At 68.8% G+C, this 15,839-nt stretch carries 17 protein-coding genes; 8 read left to right on the forward strand and 9 right to left on the reverse strand.

The window, feature by feature from the left end:
* The first annotated feature begins 184 nt into the window (after positions 1 to 184).
* Positions 185 to 751, forward strand: a complete 567-nt coding sequence (locus tag BJ980_RS16615) for a DUF4245 family protein (protein ID WP_179503317.1) — start codon at positions 185 to 187, stop codon at positions 749 to 751.
* Between the two features lie 16 nt (positions 752 to 767).
* Here the strand turns inward: BJ980_RS16615 and BJ980_RS16620 are convergent, their stop codons facing one another.
* The gene (locus BJ980_RS16620) at positions 768 to 998 is read right to left on the reverse strand and encodes an exodeoxyribonuclease VII small subunit (protein WP_179503318.1); all 231 of its coding nucleotides are present in this window, start codon (positions 996 to 998) and stop codon (positions 768 to 770) included.
* A complete protein-coding gene (gene xseA / locus BJ980_RS16625; RefSeq protein ID WP_179503319.1) occupies positions 991 to 2,262 on the reverse strand; it encodes an exodeoxyribonuclease VII large subunit in 1,272 nt (423 codons plus the stop codon). The genes BJ980_RS16620 and xseA overlap by 8 nt, the downstream gene beginning before the upstream one ends.
* Positions 2,263 to 2,364: 102 nt before the next feature.
* On the opposite strand from xseA, the gene BJ980_RS16630 reads away from it, so the two are divergent.
* Positions 2,365 to 3,381, forward strand: coding sequence for a 4-hydroxy-3-methylbut-2-enyl diphosphate reductase (locus tag BJ980_RS16630; RefSeq protein WP_179503320.1), 1,017 nt, complete (start codon positions 2,365 to 2,367; stop codon positions 3,379 to 3,381).
* 2 nt (positions 3,382 to 3,383) lie between these two features.
* A complete protein-coding gene (locus tag BJ980_RS16635) occupies positions 3,384 to 4,004 on the forward strand; it encodes an L-threonylcarbamoyladenylate synthase (RefSeq protein WP_179503321.1) in 621 nt (206 codons plus the stop codon).
* A 41-nt stretch (positions 4,005 to 4,045) separates the two neighbouring features.
* Here the strand turns inward: BJ980_RS16635 and BJ980_RS16640 are convergent, their stop codons facing one another.
* Positions 4,046 to 5,284, reverse strand: coding sequence for a hypothetical protein (locus tag BJ980_RS16640; RefSeq protein ID WP_179503322.1), 1,239 nt, complete (start codon positions 5,282 to 5,284; stop codon positions 4,046 to 4,048).
* A gap of 107 nt (positions 5,285 to 5,391) precedes the next feature.
* Here BJ980_RS16640 and BJ980_RS16645 point away from each other — a divergent pair, with 107 nt between their 5' ends.
* From BJ980_RS16645 to BJ980_RS16665, 5 genes are all read left to right on the forward strand, one after another.
* The gene (locus tag BJ980_RS16645) at positions 5,392 to 6,807 is read left to right on the forward strand and encodes a glycosyltransferase (RefSeq protein WP_179503323.1); all 1,416 of its coding nucleotides are present in this window, start codon (positions 5,392 to 5,394) and stop codon (positions 6,805 to 6,807) included.
* On the forward strand, positions 6,804 to 7,523 hold the full coding sequence (locus BJ980_RS16650) for a hypothetical protein (RefSeq protein ID WP_179503324.1): 720 nt from the start codon (positions 6,804 to 6,806) through the stop codon (positions 7,521 to 7,523). The genes BJ980_RS16645 and BJ980_RS16650 overlap by 4 nt, the downstream gene beginning before the upstream one ends.
* On the forward strand, positions 7,513 to 8,496 hold the full coding sequence (locus BJ980_RS16655) for a glycoside hydrolase family 6 protein (RefSeq protein ID WP_179503325.1): 984 nt from the start codon (positions 7,513 to 7,515) through the stop codon (positions 8,494 to 8,496). Before BJ980_RS16650 ends, BJ980_RS16655 begins: the two co-directional genes overlap by 11 nt.
* Before the next feature lie 63 nt (positions 8,497 to 8,559).
* Positions 8,560 to 9,477 (forward strand): response regulator transcription factor, encoded by a 918-nt coding sequence (locus tag BJ980_RS16660; protein WP_179503326.1) that lies wholly within the window; start codon positions 8,560 to 8,562, stop codon positions 9,475 to 9,477.
* Positions 9,478 to 9,492: 15 nt separating this feature from the next.
* The gene (locus tag BJ980_RS16665; RefSeq protein ID WP_179503327.1) at positions 9,493 to 10,881 is read left to right on the forward strand and encodes a carboxypeptidase-like regulatory domain-containing protein; all 1,389 of its coding nucleotides are present in this window, start codon (positions 9,493 to 9,495) and stop codon (positions 10,879 to 10,881) included.
* Here BJ980_RS16665 and BJ980_RS16670 read toward each other — a convergent pair.
* The 6 genes from BJ980_RS16670 to BJ980_RS16695 are packed head-to-tail and all read right to left on the reverse strand — an operon-like array spanning position 10,878 to position 15,807.
* Positions 10,878 to 11,327 carry a DUF6542 domain-containing protein gene (locus tag BJ980_RS16670; RefSeq protein ID WP_425490338.1) on the reverse strand — a complete coding sequence of 150 codons (450 nt, stop codon included), beginning with the start codon at positions 11,325 to 11,327 and terminating at the stop codon, positions 10,878 to 10,880. The two genes, BJ980_RS16665 and BJ980_RS16670, sit on opposite strands and share 4 nt — an antisense overlap.
* A gap of 60 nt (positions 11,328 to 11,387) precedes the next feature.
* A complete protein-coding gene (locus BJ980_RS16675) occupies positions 11,388 to 11,804 on the reverse strand; it encodes an HIT family protein (RefSeq protein ID WP_179503329.1) in 417 nt (138 codons plus the stop codon).
* Between the two features lie 9 nt (positions 11,805 to 11,813).
* Positions 11,814 to 12,950, reverse strand: coding sequence for a DNA recombination protein RmuC (locus BJ980_RS16680; protein WP_179503330.1), 1,137 nt, complete (start codon positions 12,948 to 12,950; stop codon positions 11,814 to 11,816).
* A 59-nt stretch (positions 12,951 to 13,009) separates the two neighbouring features.
* The gene (locus tag BJ980_RS16685; protein ID WP_179503331.1) at positions 13,010 to 13,813 is read right to left on the reverse strand and encodes an exodeoxyribonuclease III; all 804 of its coding nucleotides are present in this window, start codon (positions 13,811 to 13,813) and stop codon (positions 13,010 to 13,012) included.
* A gap of 9 nt (positions 13,814 to 13,822) precedes the next feature.
* The gene (locus BJ980_RS16690) at positions 13,823 to 15,295 is read right to left on the reverse strand and encodes a PH domain-containing protein (protein ID WP_179503332.1); all 1,473 of its coding nucleotides are present in this window, start codon (positions 15,293 to 15,295) and stop codon (positions 13,823 to 13,825) included.
* Positions 15,292 to 15,807: a PH domain-containing protein gene (locus BJ980_RS16695; protein WP_179503333.1), complete on the reverse strand. Its 516-nt coding sequence runs from the start codon at positions 15,805 to 15,807 to the stop codon at positions 15,292 to 15,294. The genes BJ980_RS16690 and BJ980_RS16695 overlap by 4 nt, the downstream gene beginning before the upstream one ends.
* Between the last annotated feature and the right edge of the window lie 32 nt (positions 15,808 to 15,839).

Consider the following 15,839-nt stretch of genomic DNA (forward strand, 5'->3'; position numbering starts at 1 on the left):
CTGCGGTGATCTGGCTCGGATCGTGCTGCAGGTGCGGCTTCGAGCGCTCGCCCTGCTGGCCAGATGGGTGGTGATCGGGGCGGGTCGGCTAGCGTTGCCCCGTTCGACCAGACCTTCCCAGGAGCATCGTGGATCTCGCCTCTCGCACCACAGCCCGTGCCTGCCCGACCCCGGTGACCGGGCGATGAGCGCCGGCGGATCGGGGCGCTACACCCGCAAGAACTCCGGGATGCTCGGCGCGATGATCGTCACGGTCGGGATCATCATCATCTTCGTCGCCTTCCGCGCGGTCACCCGCGATGACCTGGTGATCGAGCGTGAGACGGTCGACTACCTGTCGGTGGTCGAGGCCCTGCAGGAGGGGCGCACCGGCGAGATCGCCTATCCGCCCGCGCTTCCCGAAGGTCGCCGTGCGGTCGATGCGTCGGTGACCGAGGAGACCCTCTGGAAGCTCGACACCCTGCACGGCAACACCGACTTCCTCGGCGTCTACCAGTGCCGGGTGCCAGTGAAGACCTGCGCCGAGAGCACGCTGAAGGGTGACGCCGAGCGTGGCAAGGAGATCACCGTCGAGAGCGCCCTGGGCACGACCTGGCAGTCGTGGAAGGGCACGGACGGTGACCGAGGCATCTCGATCGAGCTCGAGGACACGGTCGTGATGGTCTTCGGGACCGTCGGGCAGGACGAGATCGAAGCGGTGGCCGCGTCCCTGGTCACCGACCCGGTGTCGCCGGACCGTCCGAAGGCTTGACTACCGGGCCGCGAGCTCAGCTCGCGTCGGACTCCACGGCGGCGTCGAGCCGCTCGCGTGCCCCGTCCAGCCAGCCCTGGCAGGTGCGGGCCAGCTTCTCGCCACGCTCCCAGAGCGCCAGGGACTCCTCGAGCGTGGTGCCGCCGGCCTCGAGCCGATGCACGACGGTGACCAGCTCTTCGCGAGCGGCCTCGTAGCTCAGGCTCTCCTCGACGGCCTGGGCCGCGGTCATGGTGTCGTCAGTCATCGGTGTCCTCGTCGGATGGGGTCTCGGTCGGGCCGGCGACCGGCTCGAGCTGGTCAACGGCGGTGGTGGTGGCATGCAGGCGTCCGTCTGCGACACGGACCGACACCTCGGCGCCGGACTCCAGCCCTGCCACCGAGGTGAGCACGTGCCCGGAGGAGTCTTGCAGCACTGCATAGCCCCTTTGCAAGGTGGCGAGGGGCGAGAGAGCGCTCACCCGCGCAGCGTTGTGGCGGACGTCATCTGCGGCACGGTCCAGTCGGTGCCGCAGTGTGCGACGGGCCCGGTCGCGCAACTGGTCGATCTCGTCGGCCCGGTCGGCCAGCAGGTTGCGCGGATCGGCCATCGAGGGGCGGCTGCGGAGCGCGTCCAGGGCGGCTTCCTCGCGGTCGATCCAGTGCCGCAGGCCGGCGCGCAACCGCTCGCGCGCCTGGGCCACCCGCTGCACCTCCTCGGCCATGTCGGGCACGATCCGCTTCGCCGCGTCCGTGGGGGTGGCGGCCCGCCAGTCGGCGACCAGGTCGAGCAACGGGGTGTCCGGCTCGTGCCCGATCGCCGAGACGACCGGCGTACGGGCCTGGTGCACCGCCCGGATCAGCGCCTCGTCGGAGAACGGGAGCAGGTCCTCGACCGAGCCGCCGCCGCGGGCGATCACGATCACCTCGATGTCGGGGTCGGCCTCGAGCTCGCTCAGCGCCGCGGTCACCTCAGGGACACACTTGGGCCCCTGCACGGTCGTGTGGAGCACCCGGAACCGGGCGCCCGGCCAGCGTCGCTTGGCCACCTCGAGCACGTCGCGCTCGGCAGCCGAGTTGGCGCCGGTGATCAGGCCGATCGCCCGGGGCAGGAACGGCAGCGGACGCTTGAGCTCTGCTGCGAACAGGCCTTCAGCGGCCAGGAGCTGGCGGCGTCGCTCGAGTCGGGCGAGCAGCTCTCCGAGGCCGACCATCCGGATCTCGCGCGCATGCAGCGAGATCGTGCCCCGGACCGGATAGAACGAGGGCCGCGCATGCACCAGCACGCTGGCGCCCTCGACCAGGGGCGGGTTGAGGCCGTCGAAGAGCACCTTGCTGCAGGTCATCGACATCGAGATCTCCGCGACCGAGTCGCGCAGGGTCATGAAGACCGTGTTGGAGCTGGCCCGTCGGTTGACCTGCGCCACCTGGCCCTCGACCCACACCGCGCCCAGGCGGTTGATCCAACCGTTGAGCCGGTCGGCGATCACCCGCAGCGGTGCGGGTGATTCGGGGGAGGTCTCCAGTGCCATGCCTGAGACCCTAGGACCTGGCACCGACAGACGGCGTACGACGTGCCCACGGGCTTGTCACCGAGGGTGGGAAGTGAACGCCTGTCGCCTAGACTCGGGCCCATGAGCACCGATCTGGGAACTCCCGTCGTCATGTCGCCCGACGAGGCGGAGCGCGCCGTTCTCCTGGCCGCGCCGCGTGGCTACTGCGCCGGTGTGGACCGGGCGGTGATCACGGTCGAGAAGGCGCTGGACCTCTATGGCTCGCCGGTCTACGTCCGCAAGCAGATCGTGCACAACAAGCACGTCGTGGCCAACCTTGAGGCCCGTGGCGCGATCTTCGTGGAGGAGGTCGAGGAGGTGCCCGAGGGTTCCACCGTCGTGTTCTCCGCGCACGGCGTCTCTCCGGAGGTGCACCGCCAGGCCGAGGAGCGCAACCTGAAGACGATCGATGCGACCTGCCCGCTGGTGACCAAGGTGCACCACGAGGCCAAGCGCTTCGCCGCCGACGACTACGACATCCTGCTGATCGGTCACGAGGGGCACGAGGAGGTGGAGGGAACCGCCGGCGAGGCGCCCGACCACATCCAACTCGTCCAGGGTCCCCAGGATGTCGCCAACATCGTGGTTCGCGACCCGAACCGGGTCTCCTGGCTCTCGCAGACCACGCTGTCGGTGGACGAGACGCTGGAGACCGTGGCCGCGATCCGCGAGCGGTTCCCCGCGCTGCTCGACCCGCCGAGCGACGACATCTGCTATGCCACCCAGAACCGCCAGATGGCGGTCAAGGAGATCTCCACCGAGGCCGACCTGGTGATCGTGGTCGGCTCGGGCAACTCCTCCAACTCGGTGCGCCTGGTCGAGGTCGCCCTGGAGGCCGGCGCAAAGGCCTCCTACCGAGTCGACGACGCCAGCGAGATCGACGAGGCCTGGCTCGAGGGAGTCAACAATGTCAGCGTCACCTCCGGTGCCTCGGTCCCCGAGGAGCTCGTCGAAGGAGTGCTGGTCTACCTCGCCGAGCGTGGCTATCCCGACGCGCGTGCGGTGCACACCGCCGAGGAGTCGCTGATCTTCGCGCTGCCGCCGGAGCTCCGCAAGGACATCCGCGCTGCCCAGCAGGCGAAGGCCGCAGGGAACTGACGATGGCCCGCTTCCTCGACGTCCACCCCGAGAACCCGCAGCAGCGGCTGATCGACCAGATCGTCGAGCAGCTGCGCGACGATGCGCTGATCGCCTACCCCACCGACTCCGGCTATGCCCTGGGCGCCCAGCTCGGCAACCGCGACGGTCGCGACCGGATCCTGCGGATCCGCGAGCTCGACGACAAGCACCACTTCACCCTGATGTGCCGCGACTTCTCCCAGCTCGGTCACTTCGTGCACGTGAACAACACGGCGTTCCGGGCGATCAAGGCCGCGACCCCGGGGCCCTACACGTTCATCCTGCCGGCGACCAGTGAGGTGCCGCGGCGGTTGATGCACCCGAAGAAGAAGACCGTGGGTGTCCGGATCCCGACCTCACCGTTCGTGCACGCCCTGCTCGACACCCTCGGTGAGCCGATCCTGACCAGCACCCTGATCCTTCCCGGCGAGACCGAGCCACGCACGATGGGCTGGGAGATCAAGGAAGAGCTCGACCACGTGGTCGACCTGGTCATCGAGGCCGGCGAGGTGCCGGCCGAGCCGACCACCGTGATCGACTGGTCCGAGGACGCCCCGGAGGTTGTCCGGATCGGCGCCGGAGACCCCTCCCGCTTCGAGTAGGTCCGTTCGGGGCGGTCGCGCTTGAACGGAACCGCCACCGTTCACCAGCCGGTGCCGACCAGCTTCCGCACCCGTATCCGCAGTGGCAGCAGGGCGCCGATGGCGCTGGCCAGGAAGCCGAGGGTGACCGTCCAGACGGCGAACCCGAGGTCCGCGCCCACCGCGTCGAGGTCGATCAGCATGCCGAAGTGGGCCACGAGGGCGAGGAAAGCCATGGTGGCAACGACGGGGCGGGCGAGGTTCGGGCGGATCCCGAACGGACGCACCCCCAGGATGACCAGCACCATCACCACGACGAGCAGGGCCAGCAGGACCCAGCCCAGCCAGCCGAAGTAGGCCTCGGAGTAGACGTGGCCGGTGAACCCCTCGTCGCGGGCCGCCTCACCGATGTCGTTGAAGCTGACGTCCTCTGCCCAGGGCAGGAACGCGAAGCCGGCGAAGCACAGCAGCGCCCCGACCGTGGTGAGCAGGGTTGCCCACACGGTGGTGGTGTGGCGCAGCGCCTGGCTGGCGAACTTCGGCGGTACGCCGCTCGGCAGCGGCTGGCCCAAACGCAGCAGCACCCTGCCCGCGAGGTCGTTGCCGGGCAGCAGGAAGGTGACCCGAGGACCGAGCAGGCCACCGAGGGCCAGCACGAACGCGCCGGGGAGCCAGAGGAGGAGCCCGAGGTCTGCCACCACGCGGCTGACCACGGAGTCCGAGTCGTTGTCCGGGAGCGAGGGACTGGCGGTGACCTCACCGGCCGGACCATCCGGAACTGCGGCACCGATGTCGTACATGCCGGCCAGGCAGACGAGCACGACCACTGCGGCGACCACGACTGCCAGCGCCCGCGCAGCGGCAGTCAGGGCCTTGCGGCGCAGCCCGATCGCGGAGATCAGGGCGAAGAGGCTGCTGACCGCTGTCAGGGCGATCAGCAGCCAACCGAAGACCAGTGAGGAGATCGTCCCGGGATCGGGTGCCCGCCGCGCCCCCTCGGTGGCGTCTCGGACGGTGGAGACCATCGAGAAGAGTCCGGCCTTGTCGGGCTCGGCCACGGGATTCTCGCTGGGCCACTCGATCAGCCCGGCGCTCACCCACGGCAGGAACAGGGCGATCACCATCAGGAGTGCGCCGACGCAGACGAGCACCAGCCCCATCCCGGGCCGCTCCTGGCGCACCATGCCGGCGTCCTCGGGCGAGCAGTCCATCGTGTGCGGTTGAGCCGTGGCAGACCCGGGGCCCTGCGGCGCAGGGGGCCACGGTCCGCGTTCGGGCAGGGGTGGGCCAACTGAGGTCATGGACCCCGTCTGCCCGTCACCGGACCAGGGCAAACCCTGAGCAAATCTTGAGGAAGGCCTTGGCAGAAACCGCGGCAGAGTGAAGGTTCAACCATCACGATGGACCGGTGAGCACTCCACATCTCGACGACCGCCTGGAAGTAGCCCTCGGCGGCTATGACGATGGCCTCGGCGTACAGCAGTCGACGGTCGGTTGTGTCGTCCCCTCGTACAACGAGGAGGCAACGATCGCCTCAGTCCTCGACTCGTTGCTGATGCAGACCCGGATGCCCGACGTGATCCACGTCGTGGTCAACAACACCACCGACGAGACGGTGGAGATCGCGGGCCACTACGCCGGAGTCCAGCGGCGGGTGAAGGGCGGTGTGGAGGCGACCACCGAGATCTTCATCCACGACATCGGGGAGAACCCCGACAAGAAGGTCGGTGCGCTCAACTACGGCTACTCCCTGGTGGAGGGCTGCGACTACCTGCTCGGCGTGGACGGTGACACGACCGCAGACCCGCACGCCATCGAACACCTCGTCGCGGAGATGGAGAGCGACGACCGGATCGGGGGCATCTCGGCGATCTACAGCATTGACGACTCCGACATCACGGGACTCATTCCCTCCTTCCTGATCGCCGGCCAGCGAGCACAGTTCGCGGCCTTCAACATGCAGAACATGCTGCGTGGGCGGAACATGGCTGTCCTGGGTGGGCAGTTCTCGATCTTCTCCACCAAGGCGCTGCGCAGGGTCATGGTCGACACCAACCAGCGCCGCCCCTGGGTCAAGGACAGCGAGGTCGAGGACTCACTGCTCTCCCTGCAGATCAAGAGTGCCGGCTTCCTGACCAAGATCAGCGCCCAGGCCAGGGCCAACGTCGGCGGGATGACCACCCTGAAGTCGCTGGACGCGCAGCAGGTCAAGTGGAACTACGGCGCCATCGAGCTGATGTGGCCGGGGCAGCGCGGCGACACGAAGGGGCAACCGTTCCATCCCAACCTGCGCCTGCGCTGGTTCGAGCACCTCTCGATGGTCACCAACATCTTCACCCGTGTCGGGTTCGTCCTGTTGCTCTGTGCCTCGCTGACCATCGACGCCTTCGTGTTCACCGCCTGGTGGCTGATCCCGCCGGTCGTCGCGACCTTCTTGAACGCTCGGGTCGCGCACTCGATGCAGGACCGCAACCGCAAGGACTACCTCTTCGCCCTGACCCTGGTCGCGGCCGAGGTCTACATGCTGGTCCGGATGGGCCACTTCCTGCGCTCGTGGTTCAAGTTCTTCTCCAACCAGCAGAGCGACAACTGGGCAGCCCAGGCTCGCGCGGAGAGTGGCAAGGGTGGTCACGGCTATCTGATCCCCGCCGCCACCGTGCTGGTCCTGATGGGCGGGGCCTTCGCGGGCTGGAGCCAGCTGGCCATCAACACCCAGTCCGACGTCCTTGCTGTCGCCTGGCCGGTGCTCGGCATCGTGACCATTGCCCAGACCGCTGCACTCATGATCAAGGCGCTCCGGCGCTACAAGGGATACAAGGTATGAACGCCACACTCACCACCACCCTCAGGGGTCTCGTCGCAGCGCTCACCTGCCTGCTCGTCCTCGGTGCCTGTTCGCCGCTGGACCAGTTCGGCAAGGGCGAGGCGACCAAGGCCACCACCGAAGAGACCGCGGCGCCGGAGCAGGAGAAGTTCGTCTCGCAGTTCACCCGCGACGGCACCTACCAGTCCCACGTCGATGTCGACGGCGTCGATTTCGTCTACACGATCTGGCCGACCAAGTCGACGCCCCGGACCAACGAGTGGTACCCGCGCGGCAGCAAGTTCTTCTCCTTCACCTTCACCGCATACGACCTGCACCGGGAGCTGCGCGACAAGTTCAAGACCAAGCGCAAGGTCTACCTGGGCAACATCCGGGTGACCAGCACGACGGCCACGACCTCCGGTGCGGTCGAGACGCCGTACCTGCTGGACGAGGAGGCCTCTCGGATAACCTTCGATCCCGAGCCGGTCAAGTCCCGGATGGGCATGCTGGTCACGGCGCCCAAGGGAGCATTCGAGCTCCGAAACCAGCAGATCGGCGAGCTGGCCAAGGACACCATCGGGCTCACCCTCGTGTTCGAGGCATCGGTCCGGATCCAGCGCTCCGCCGGTTCCAAGCGCTACGACACCGAGGTCATCCGGCAGGAGGTCCCGATCGCGATCTTCGCCTCGGACACTCCGACAGTGGCGAGCGAGATCCCGATCAATGCGAACTGACTGGCGCAGGCGTCGCCCCGGGCTCCTCCTGGTGGTGACGTCCTTCCTGGCCCTCGCGCTGATCGTGGGCACCGTCCTCTTCCTGCACGCCCGGTCGCAGGCCCCGGGCCAGGCCGACAACCCCTTCGCGCTGCGGTCGGTCTATGTCGACCCGGCCGCCAAGGTGTCAGTCGCCGCGCAGGGTGCCGCGGGCAACGAGGGGGAACTGCTGCGCAGGCTGGCAGCGGTGCCCACCGGCATCTGGTTGACCCCTGAGGAGCAGCCCGCCGGACAGGTCGGGAGCCGCGTGAAGGGGGTTGCGGAGGCCGCGCACGAGCGCAAGGAGGTCGCCGTGTTCGTGGTCTACGGGATCACCCAGCGCGACTGCACCGCGGGGGAGTCCTCGGGTGGGTTGCCCGCAGGGGAGTACGCCGAGTGGGTGCGGGAGATCGCTTCTGCGGCAGGACCCTGGACGGTGGCCATCCTCGAGCCGGACGCGCTGGCCTCGGCGCAGGAGTGCGATCTCGTCGAGCAACGTGTGCAGGCGCTCTCGGAGGCGGTCGAGGAACTGAGGGAGGCCGACGTCACGACGTACATCGATGCCGGGCACTCGAACTGGACGGAGCCGGTCGAGATGGCCGACCTTCTGGATCGTGTCGGCGTGGAGAGCGTGCGCGGCTTCGCCACGAACACGTCCGCGTTCGGCACCAACGCCGAAGAGGTGGCTTATGCGCGGCAGGTGGCCAGCCATCTCGATGGTGCGCACTTCGTCGTCGACAGCTCCCGCAACGGAGCCGGTGGCAACGGGGAGTGGTGCAATCCCCAGGGTCGGGCCGTGGGCACGAAGCCCGGCTACGTGGACGACGGTGGCCTGGATGCCTACCTGTGGATCAAGCCACCGGGCGAGAGCGACGGCGAGTGCAACGGGGGCCCTGCCGCCGGGGCCTGGTCGACCGATCTGGCCTTGGACCTGGTCCGGAATGCGGAGTGGTGAGATGACTGAAACGATTGCTGCAAGACGCCTCGGGCCACGGGACGTTCGCGTTAGGCTCCAGCCATGACAGCCACGCCCGCCACGCGCATGGCCGTCATCATCGAGGACGACGCGGACATCCGGAGCCTCCTGGACATGGTCCTCACCCAGTCCGGCTTCACCACCGTGATGGCCAGCAACGGCGCCGACGGGGTCGAGCTGGTCCGCAAGCACAAGCCGTTGTTGACGACGCTGGACGTGAACATGCCGGGCGTCGACGGGTTCGCCGCCGCCCGGTTGATCCGTGAGTTCAGCACCGGCTACCTGATCATGCTCTCCGGGCTCGGGGACGAGATCGACGTCGTGGCCGGGTTGAACGCGGGTGCCGACGACTACATCGTCAAGCCCTTCCGGCCGCGAGAGCTGCGCGCGCGGATCGAGACGCTGCTTCGTCGCCCCCGGGTGATCGAGGACCACGTCGCCGCCATGGGTGCCGCCTCCGCGGCGAACCCCCCGCTGCCTCCGACCACTCCGCCGGCCCCGCACGCGCCTGACCAAACCCTTGGGCAGCCTCCTGTCGAACCGACCCCGACCCCGGCTTCCACGCCCTCGCCCGCTACGCCTACGCGCGCGTCGGTCGCACCGGTCGCACCGGAAACGTCGGCGGGTGGCTCGCTGCACCTGAACGGCCTCGAGCTGAACCCCGAGAGCAGGACAGTGCTTGTCGACGGTCGCAACGTCGAGCTGACCCGGAGCGAGTTCGATCTGCTCGAGTCTCTCTTCCGCTCGGGTCGCAGGGTCCGGAGCAAGGCCGACCTGGTCCTCGTGCTGCGCGGCGAGTCGCACGTGACCTCGCACTACATCAATGACGCCGACAAGCGCGGCGTCGAGGTGCACATGGCCAACCTGCGCCGCAAGCTCGGCGAGAGCGCCACTTCTCCCCGATGGCTCGAGACGGTGCGTGGCGTCGGCTACCGCACCACCGCCGGAACCAACGACTGACACCCAGGAATCCTCATGACCCGCTCCTCGCGGATGGCCCGGCTCGGTGCCGTCCTCACACTTGCCCTGCTGCTCCCGCTGTTGGTCGTCATCGGGTCGGCGGGGAGCTCGTCCGCCGCAGACTCCGGACGCGTCCGCGGTCAGATCACCGACACCGCAGGCCGGGGTCTCTCCCGGATGCAGGTGATCTGGTTCAACTCGTCGGGGAAGTACCTCGGCAAGCGGAACGCCGACGCCAACGGCGTCTTCGCCGTCTCGCCGCTCGCTCCGGGTCGCTACAGCTTCCAGTTCGTCGACCGCCGGCCGCAGTACGACAAGACCAGGCGTCCGCAGAAGGACGTCACCGTCTCGGTCAAGGCCAATCGCACCACCCAGGTCCGGGGGAGGCTGCCCAGGGGCGCCATGGTGTACGGCGTGGCCACGGCCGGTGGGAAGCGTGCGGCGTCCGCGCGGATCGTGGCCGCCAACCAGTACGGCACCTCCTTCGAGGTGAAGGCGAACAACCGGGGTGAGTTCGCCATCGGTGGTCTGCCCCCGGCGAACTACTCCCTGTTCGTGTGGGATGCGAAGAAGCAGTGGGCCGGCAAGAGCACCTACGTGAAGTGGGTGAAGTCCAACACCTCGCGCAAGGCCAACGTGAAGCTGACCAGGAAGGCTGGCGGGCTCTCTGTCGACCTCTACCCGATGAGCAGTTTCCGCGGGAAGAGGCTCTGGGTCACCGCGACGAACCGAAGCACCGGGCAGTGGTACACCGCCGCGGCGAGCAGCGGGGTCGTCAGCTTCGCCGGCCTGATGCCGGGGTCCTACAAGTTGACCGTGCCCGGGGCGGGCGACCGGATCGGTCGCACGGGGCTCGTCGGCACGGTCCGCTCCGGACGGGTCACCTTCTCGAGCATGAGCCTGACCAAGCGCGGCGCCTGGATCACAGGCACCGTGGTGGACTCGGTCGAGGGCCACGGCGTCAAGGGCGCCACGGTGACCGTGCGCGACGCGCGTGGGACCGTCCTCGGGTCCGCACGGACCAACTCCAAGGGCGCCTACAAGGTGGGTGGCTCGTGGACCAGCCAGAAGTCGTTGACCGTGACGGTCACGGCCGCACACGGCTGGCTCGATTGCCCTGACCCCGATCGAGGGGCCGTCCGCTACGGATCGTCGTCCCGCACGGGGATCTCCGTAGTGACCGGCAGGGGGACGAGCGTGGCGACGATCTCCATGCGCCGGGGGAGCGTGTCGGCGACCAAGTTGTGTGTCGAGCCCAAGCCCACACCTGTCCCGACCCCGAAACCAACTGAGCCGTCGGTTCCCGCACCGGGCCCGGCCCCGACTGCAGCTCCGACCCCGACCGGGACGCCCACACCTACGCCGACCGCGCCCGCGTCCCCGGTTGCGGTACCGGCCGGCTAGAGGTTCGGAACCGGGCGTCGGCCACGCGGCGTACGTCGGGCGTCGCGACGCTTGCGATAGACCTGCTGGCGCATCGCGAGTGCGCCCAAGCACAGTGCGTAGCCGCTGATCAGCGCACCGGAGTGGTTGGCGAGCCCGGTGATCACGGCCTGGATCGTGCCGTCGACCTCGTCGGCGATGGTCGCGGAGGAAGCCAGGGCCAGCAACCAGAAGACGCTGAGCATCAGCAGGGGTGGCAGCACGCCGATCAGGAAGAAGTCGCTCGGGCGCACGCGCAGCGCCATGGCGCAGCAGGTGAGGACGAAGACCAGGTCGAAGAACCAGCCGAGACGTCCGTGGGCGACGAGCTCGACCACGACTGCGGAGAGCGCGATCGCCACCCCCATGGCGGCGACTGGCCGCCCGGGTTCGGTGCCCTCTTCCCAGAGGGTGCGTGCTCGAGCCACGACTGCCATTTTAGGCCGGTGGCGACCGGCAGGTCCTGCGGCGCGCCGCGGCAGGGACCTTCAGCCGCGCAGTGCAGCCGCTGCGGCGGCCACGGACTCGGGGTCGCCCGCCTCGGGGATCCAGGGCAGCTTGAGCCGGTCGCGTTCGGGGTCGTCGCGATAGCGGGGCACCACGTGGATGTGGAAGTGGAAGACGGTCTGCCACGCGTCGACACCACAGCAGTTGAGCAGGTTGACGCCGTCGGCACCGAGCCGCTCCACGGCCCGCGTTGCCACCATCTGCGCGGCCGAGGTGCAGGCGGCCAGGTCGTCCGGACCGACCTCGAGCAGGTCGCGGGAGTGGGTCTTCGGGATCACCAGCGCGTGGCCGTGACTGGCCGGATTGATGTCCATGAACGCGATCGTGCGCTCGTCCTCGTGGACGACACTCGAGGGGAGCTCGCCAGCAATGATCCGGCAGAAGACGCAGTCCGACATGACTGCAGGCTAGCCAGTCTCGGAGGTATTGCGGCGTGGGGGATCGAGCAGGTCCAAGTCAGGCCGGGTCTGGCCCACCGCGTCGAGCAGCTCGGCGGAGGTCAGTGGGCGGGGCGTCTCCACGACCGGTGTGGGGGCCTCGATGCGCTGGCCGTTGACGCCCAGGTCCTCGAGGCGACGGGCGGTGACGAACACGCGTGACTCCAGCGAGCCGACGGCGCGGTTGTAGTGCTCCACCGAGGCCTTTAGCGAGCGCCCGACCTTGTCGAAGTGATCGCCCAGCGTGCCCAGACGGGTGTAGAGGTCACGGGCCAGGTCGTGGATCGCCGTGGTCTGCTCCGCCAGCCGCTCCTGGGTCCAGCCGTGGGCGACTGTCTTGAGCAGCGCGATCAAGGTGGTCGGAGTGGCCAGCACGACACCGCGCTCGGCGGCACGCTCGAGCAGGTTCGGGTCGCCGTCGAGGGCGGCCGAGAGGAAGGACTCGCCGGGCAGGAAGAGCACGACGAACTCGGGGGAGCTGCCCAGCGCCTGCCAGTAGCGCTTGCCACCCAACGCGTCCACGTGGCTGCGCACCTGGCGGGCGTGGCGGTTGATGTGGGCGCGATGCTCGTCCGGGTCCTCAGCACCGGTGGCGTCGAGGAAGGCATCGAGCGGCACCTTGGAGTCCACCACCACGTTGCGGCCCCCGGAGAGGTGCACCACGAGATCGGGGCGCAGCACCGCGTCGTCGTACGTCGTGTGGTGCTGCTCGGTGAAGTCGCACCGGTCGACCAGCCCGGCCAGCTCCACGGCCCGACGCAGCTGCATCTCACCCCAACGGCCGCGGACCTGCGGCTTGCGCAGGGCAGTGGAGAGCGACGTCGTCTCGCGGCGCAGCCCCTCCGCGGAGTGCCGGACCTCGTCGACCTGCGCGCGCAACTGCCCCTGCCAGGTGGCGCGGTTGTGCTCGAGGTCGCGCATCTGCTCGGCGAGCCTGTCCAGGCCGTCCTTGATCACCGTGTCGTCGGCGACCCGGCGCTCCAGGGCGGCGATGGACTCGCGCGCCACGACCGGATCGCTGGGATGGCTCCGGACCCACAGCGCCGCGGCGAGCGCGCCGACCAGGGCCCCCAGGGCCAGACCGATGAGAAGCAGCAGGATCTCCATGCCTTCGAGCATGGACCACGCCACCGACAATCGCGGTCAAGCCGTGCGGCAGAAGCCGGTCAGTCGCTCAGGTTGACGATGACGGGAGCGTGATCGGACGGGCTGCCGAGTCCGTTGGCCTTGCCCAGTGCGGGGTCCCGCTCGTCGCGGTCGATGAAGGCTCCGGTGACCCGATCGGAGAAGGCCGGTGAGCCGATCACGAAGTCGATGCGCATGCCGCGGTTCCGCTCGAACCGCTGGCGGTAGTAGTCCCAGTAGGTGTAGCCCGCGTCGCCCGAGATGTGCGGCCGCACCACATCGGCGTACCCGTCCTCGAGGAAGGCGTTGAACGCAGCCCGCTCGGGCACCGTCACGTGCGTGGAGTTCTTGAACTGGGCGATGTCGAAGACGTCCTCGTCCAGCGGCGCGATGTTCCAGTCGCCGACCAGGGCCGTCGGCTCGTCGCGCCACTGTTGCGCGGCAGTGCGCAGTCGACCCAGCCAGTCGAGCTTGTAGGCGTAGTGCGGGTCGTCGACCTTGCGGCCGTTCGGAACATAGAGCGACCAGATGCGTACGCCGCCGCAGACGGCTCCGATCGCCCGTGCCTCCGACACCAACGGGTCCCCGAAGCCCGGCATCTCGGAGAAGCCCACCTGGACGTCCTCGATCCCGACGCGGCTGATCAGCGCGACACCGTTCCACTGGCTGAAGCCGGTCGCGGCGACCTCGTAGCCCATGGACTCGAGGCCCATCAGTGGCAGCTGGTCCACCTTGGCCTTGGTCTCCTGGACAGCGAGTACGTCGATGTCGTGGCGTTGCAGGAATGCCTCGACGCGGTCGATGCGGGAGCGAATGGAGTTCACATTCCAGGTGGCGATGCGCATGGGATGAACCTATGCGGCCAGGAACTCCTCGACGATGCCGGGCGTGGCGGCCCGGACGAAGGCGGTCGCGGCAGGGAGGGGAATGTCGCGGATGACCACCTGCTCGGCCCCCGCCGCCGTGGTGGCGACCACGGTGGCCAGGCCCCGCCGTCGCTGGAAGAAGCTCTGGGCGACGACCCAGCCGATCACTCCGTCACGCTGGAGGATCGTGCGCGTGCGCGAGGTGATCCCGGAACCGGCGACCAGGTGGTCGGGAGTGAGGGCGTGGCCGAGGTGGGCATATTCCATCCGGCCGAGCAGGCACCCGACCGGGACCACGGCCACCGCGACCGCGACGACCGGCCACCAGGGCCCGTCAAGCAGGACGACCAGTGCGACGACGGGCGCGATGACCGGTGAGAGGACGAGGACGTTGCGGACCATTGCTCGACGTCGGGCCGATGGACCGTGCATCTCGAGTCCGACCTTGACGGGCGTCTCGTCCCCGAGGATGTCCGTCGCGATCTCGCGGACCACCGGTGTCGGCGCCTGCGGCAGCACGGCGTGCACGGAGTCCTCGAGGCCGGTGACGAGAGCATGCAGCTCACCGCCGTCGACGGTGCGGAGCAGGGCGGTCTCGCGCAGCCGTACGCCGCGGACCCTGACCTCCTCGATCGTGGTTGATTGCGTGGTGAACAGCCCGCGGGTCAGGCGCAGGTTGCCGTCCTCGCGGAAGAGCCGCATGTCCCACCACTGGATCAGATAGGCCACCATCGACAGCACGATCCACAACACCAGCCCGCCCGCGAGGGCGCCCAGGATGATCAGGGTGAGCGAGGTGGCGAGCACCCGCTCGAGCACGTCACCGTCCAGCTCGATCCTGATCTCACCGGCGAACTGCGAGGTCGCGCCCAGGAAGCCGAGTGCGATCGCAAGCCGGCCCAGGCTGAACGGCGCGAAGCGCGCCCAGGCGGGCGTGAACGTGACCAGGTCGTTGACACCGCGAGCGGTCCCGATGGTCTCGGCGGGTGCTTCGCCGGCGGTATGACGATCGGTCGGCGCGGTCCGGCCGGAGAGGAGTCGGGTGCGCAGCGCGGCCGCTTGGTCCACCGACAGTGCGTTCAGCTCGATCATCGTGTCGTCGACACCGGTGCCGACCTCCACCTTCTCCAGCTTCAGCAACCGGTGCAGGACGGTGGCCTCGAGGTCGACGCTGCGGATCCGGTCGAGCGGCGCCGTGAGCCGCAACTTGTTGACCAGGCCGGTGGTGACGACGAGCTGGTCGTCTGCGATGCGGAAGCGGGTGGTGAACCAAGGGATCACGCCGAGGACGATCGAGCCGAGCACGATCAGTGGCGCGGCGATCAACGCCCACCTGGGCTGTTGGGTGCCGACACCGATCAGCGCGATGACTGCCGGGAACAGGAACTGGCGAAACGCCCCGATCGGACCGATCACCATGACCTTGGCGTCCAGGCGCTGCCATCCGCCGGGTTCGCTCACGTCGCGTCGCCCTGGTCCGCGGAGGTGATCTCGGTGAGCTCGGCGACGACCCGGGTGGCGACGTCCTCGTCCAGCCCGATGATCTCGATGGCGCCGGCGGAGGAGGCCGTGGTGATGGTGACCGCGGAGAGCCCGAAGAGGCGCATCAGCGGTCCGCGGCGGGTGTCCACGGTCTGCACCCGGGACAGCGGTGCGATCCGCTGCTTCGTGCTCAACCATCCGGTCTGGGTGTAGACGGCCCCCGAGGTCACCTCCCAGCGGTGGGTGCGGAACTTGAGCCCGGGGATCCACAGCATCAGCACGAGGTCGCCGAGCACGAGGGCCACGAAGAGCGGCAGCAACCACCACGGGTGTGGCACGAAGATCCAGAGCGCCACCAAGATCGCCATACCGATGACGAACTCGATCAGCTCCACGGTGCGCCACAGCTTGAGCTGGTTCGCCGAGACCTGGTGGGCCGGCTCGCGAAGCAGTGCAATCCGCTCGTCGCCAGCCACCTGTGGGTCAGTCATGCCTGCGAGCCTAGTCACGCCCCGGCAGCCAC

It is taken from the genome of Nocardioides daedukensis, assembly GCF_013408415.1.
In the GTDB taxonomy this organism is placed as follows: domain Bacteria; phylum Actinomycetota; class Actinomycetes; order Propionibacteriales; family Nocardioidaceae; genus Nocardioides; species Nocardioides daedukensis.

Coding starts and splice junctions, on each gene's coding strand:
- BJ980_RS16615 (WP_179503317.1), top strand. CDS start 185: ATGAGCGCCGGCGGATCGGGGCGCTACACCCGCAAGAACTCCGGGATG.
- BJ980_RS16620 (WP_179503318.1), bottom strand. CDS start 998: ATGACTGACGACACCATGACCGCGGCCCAGGCCGTCGAGGAGAGCCTG.
- xseA (WP_179503319.1), bottom strand. CDS start 2,262: ATGGCACTGGAGACCTCCCCCGAATCACCCGCACCGCTGCGGGTGATC.
- BJ980_RS16630 (WP_179503320.1), top strand. CDS start 2,365: ATGAGCACCGATCTGGGAACTCCCGTCGTCATGTCGCCCGACGAGGCG.
- BJ980_RS16635 (WP_179503321.1), top strand. CDS start 3,384: ATGGCCCGCTTCCTCGACGTCCACCCCGAGAACCCGCAGCAGCGGCTG.
- BJ980_RS16640 (WP_179503322.1), bottom strand. CDS start 5,284: ATGACCTCAGTTGGCCCACCCCTGCCCGAACGCGGACCGTGGCCCCCT.
- BJ980_RS16650 (WP_179503324.1), top strand. CDS start 6,804: ATGAACGCCACACTCACCACCACCCTCAGGGGTCTCGTCGCAGCGCTC.
- BJ980_RS16655 (WP_179503325.1), top strand. CDS start 7,513: ATGCGAACTGACTGGCGCAGGCGTCGCCCCGGGCTCCTCCTGGTGGTG.
- BJ980_RS16660 (WP_179503326.1), top strand. CDS start 8,560: ATGACAGCCACGCCCGCCACGCGCATGGCCGTCATCATCGAGGACGAC.
- BJ980_RS16665 (WP_179503327.1), top strand. CDS start 9,493: ATGACCCGCTCCTCGCGGATGGCCCGGCTCGGTGCCGTCCTCACACTT.
- BJ980_RS16675 (WP_179503329.1), bottom strand. CDS start 11,804: ATGTCGGACTGCGTCTTCTGCCGGATCATTGCTGGCGAGCTCCCCTCG.
- BJ980_RS16680 (WP_179503330.1), bottom strand. CDS start 12,950: ATGGAGATCCTGCTGCTTCTCATCGGTCTGGCCCTGGGGGCCCTGGTC.
- BJ980_RS16685 (WP_179503331.1), bottom strand. CDS start 13,813: ATGCGCATCGCCACCTGGAATGTGAACTCCATTCGCTCCCGCATCGAC.
- BJ980_RS16695 (WP_179503333.1), bottom strand. CDS start 15,807: ATGACTGACCCACAGGTGGCTGGCGACGAGCGGATTGCACTGCTTCGC.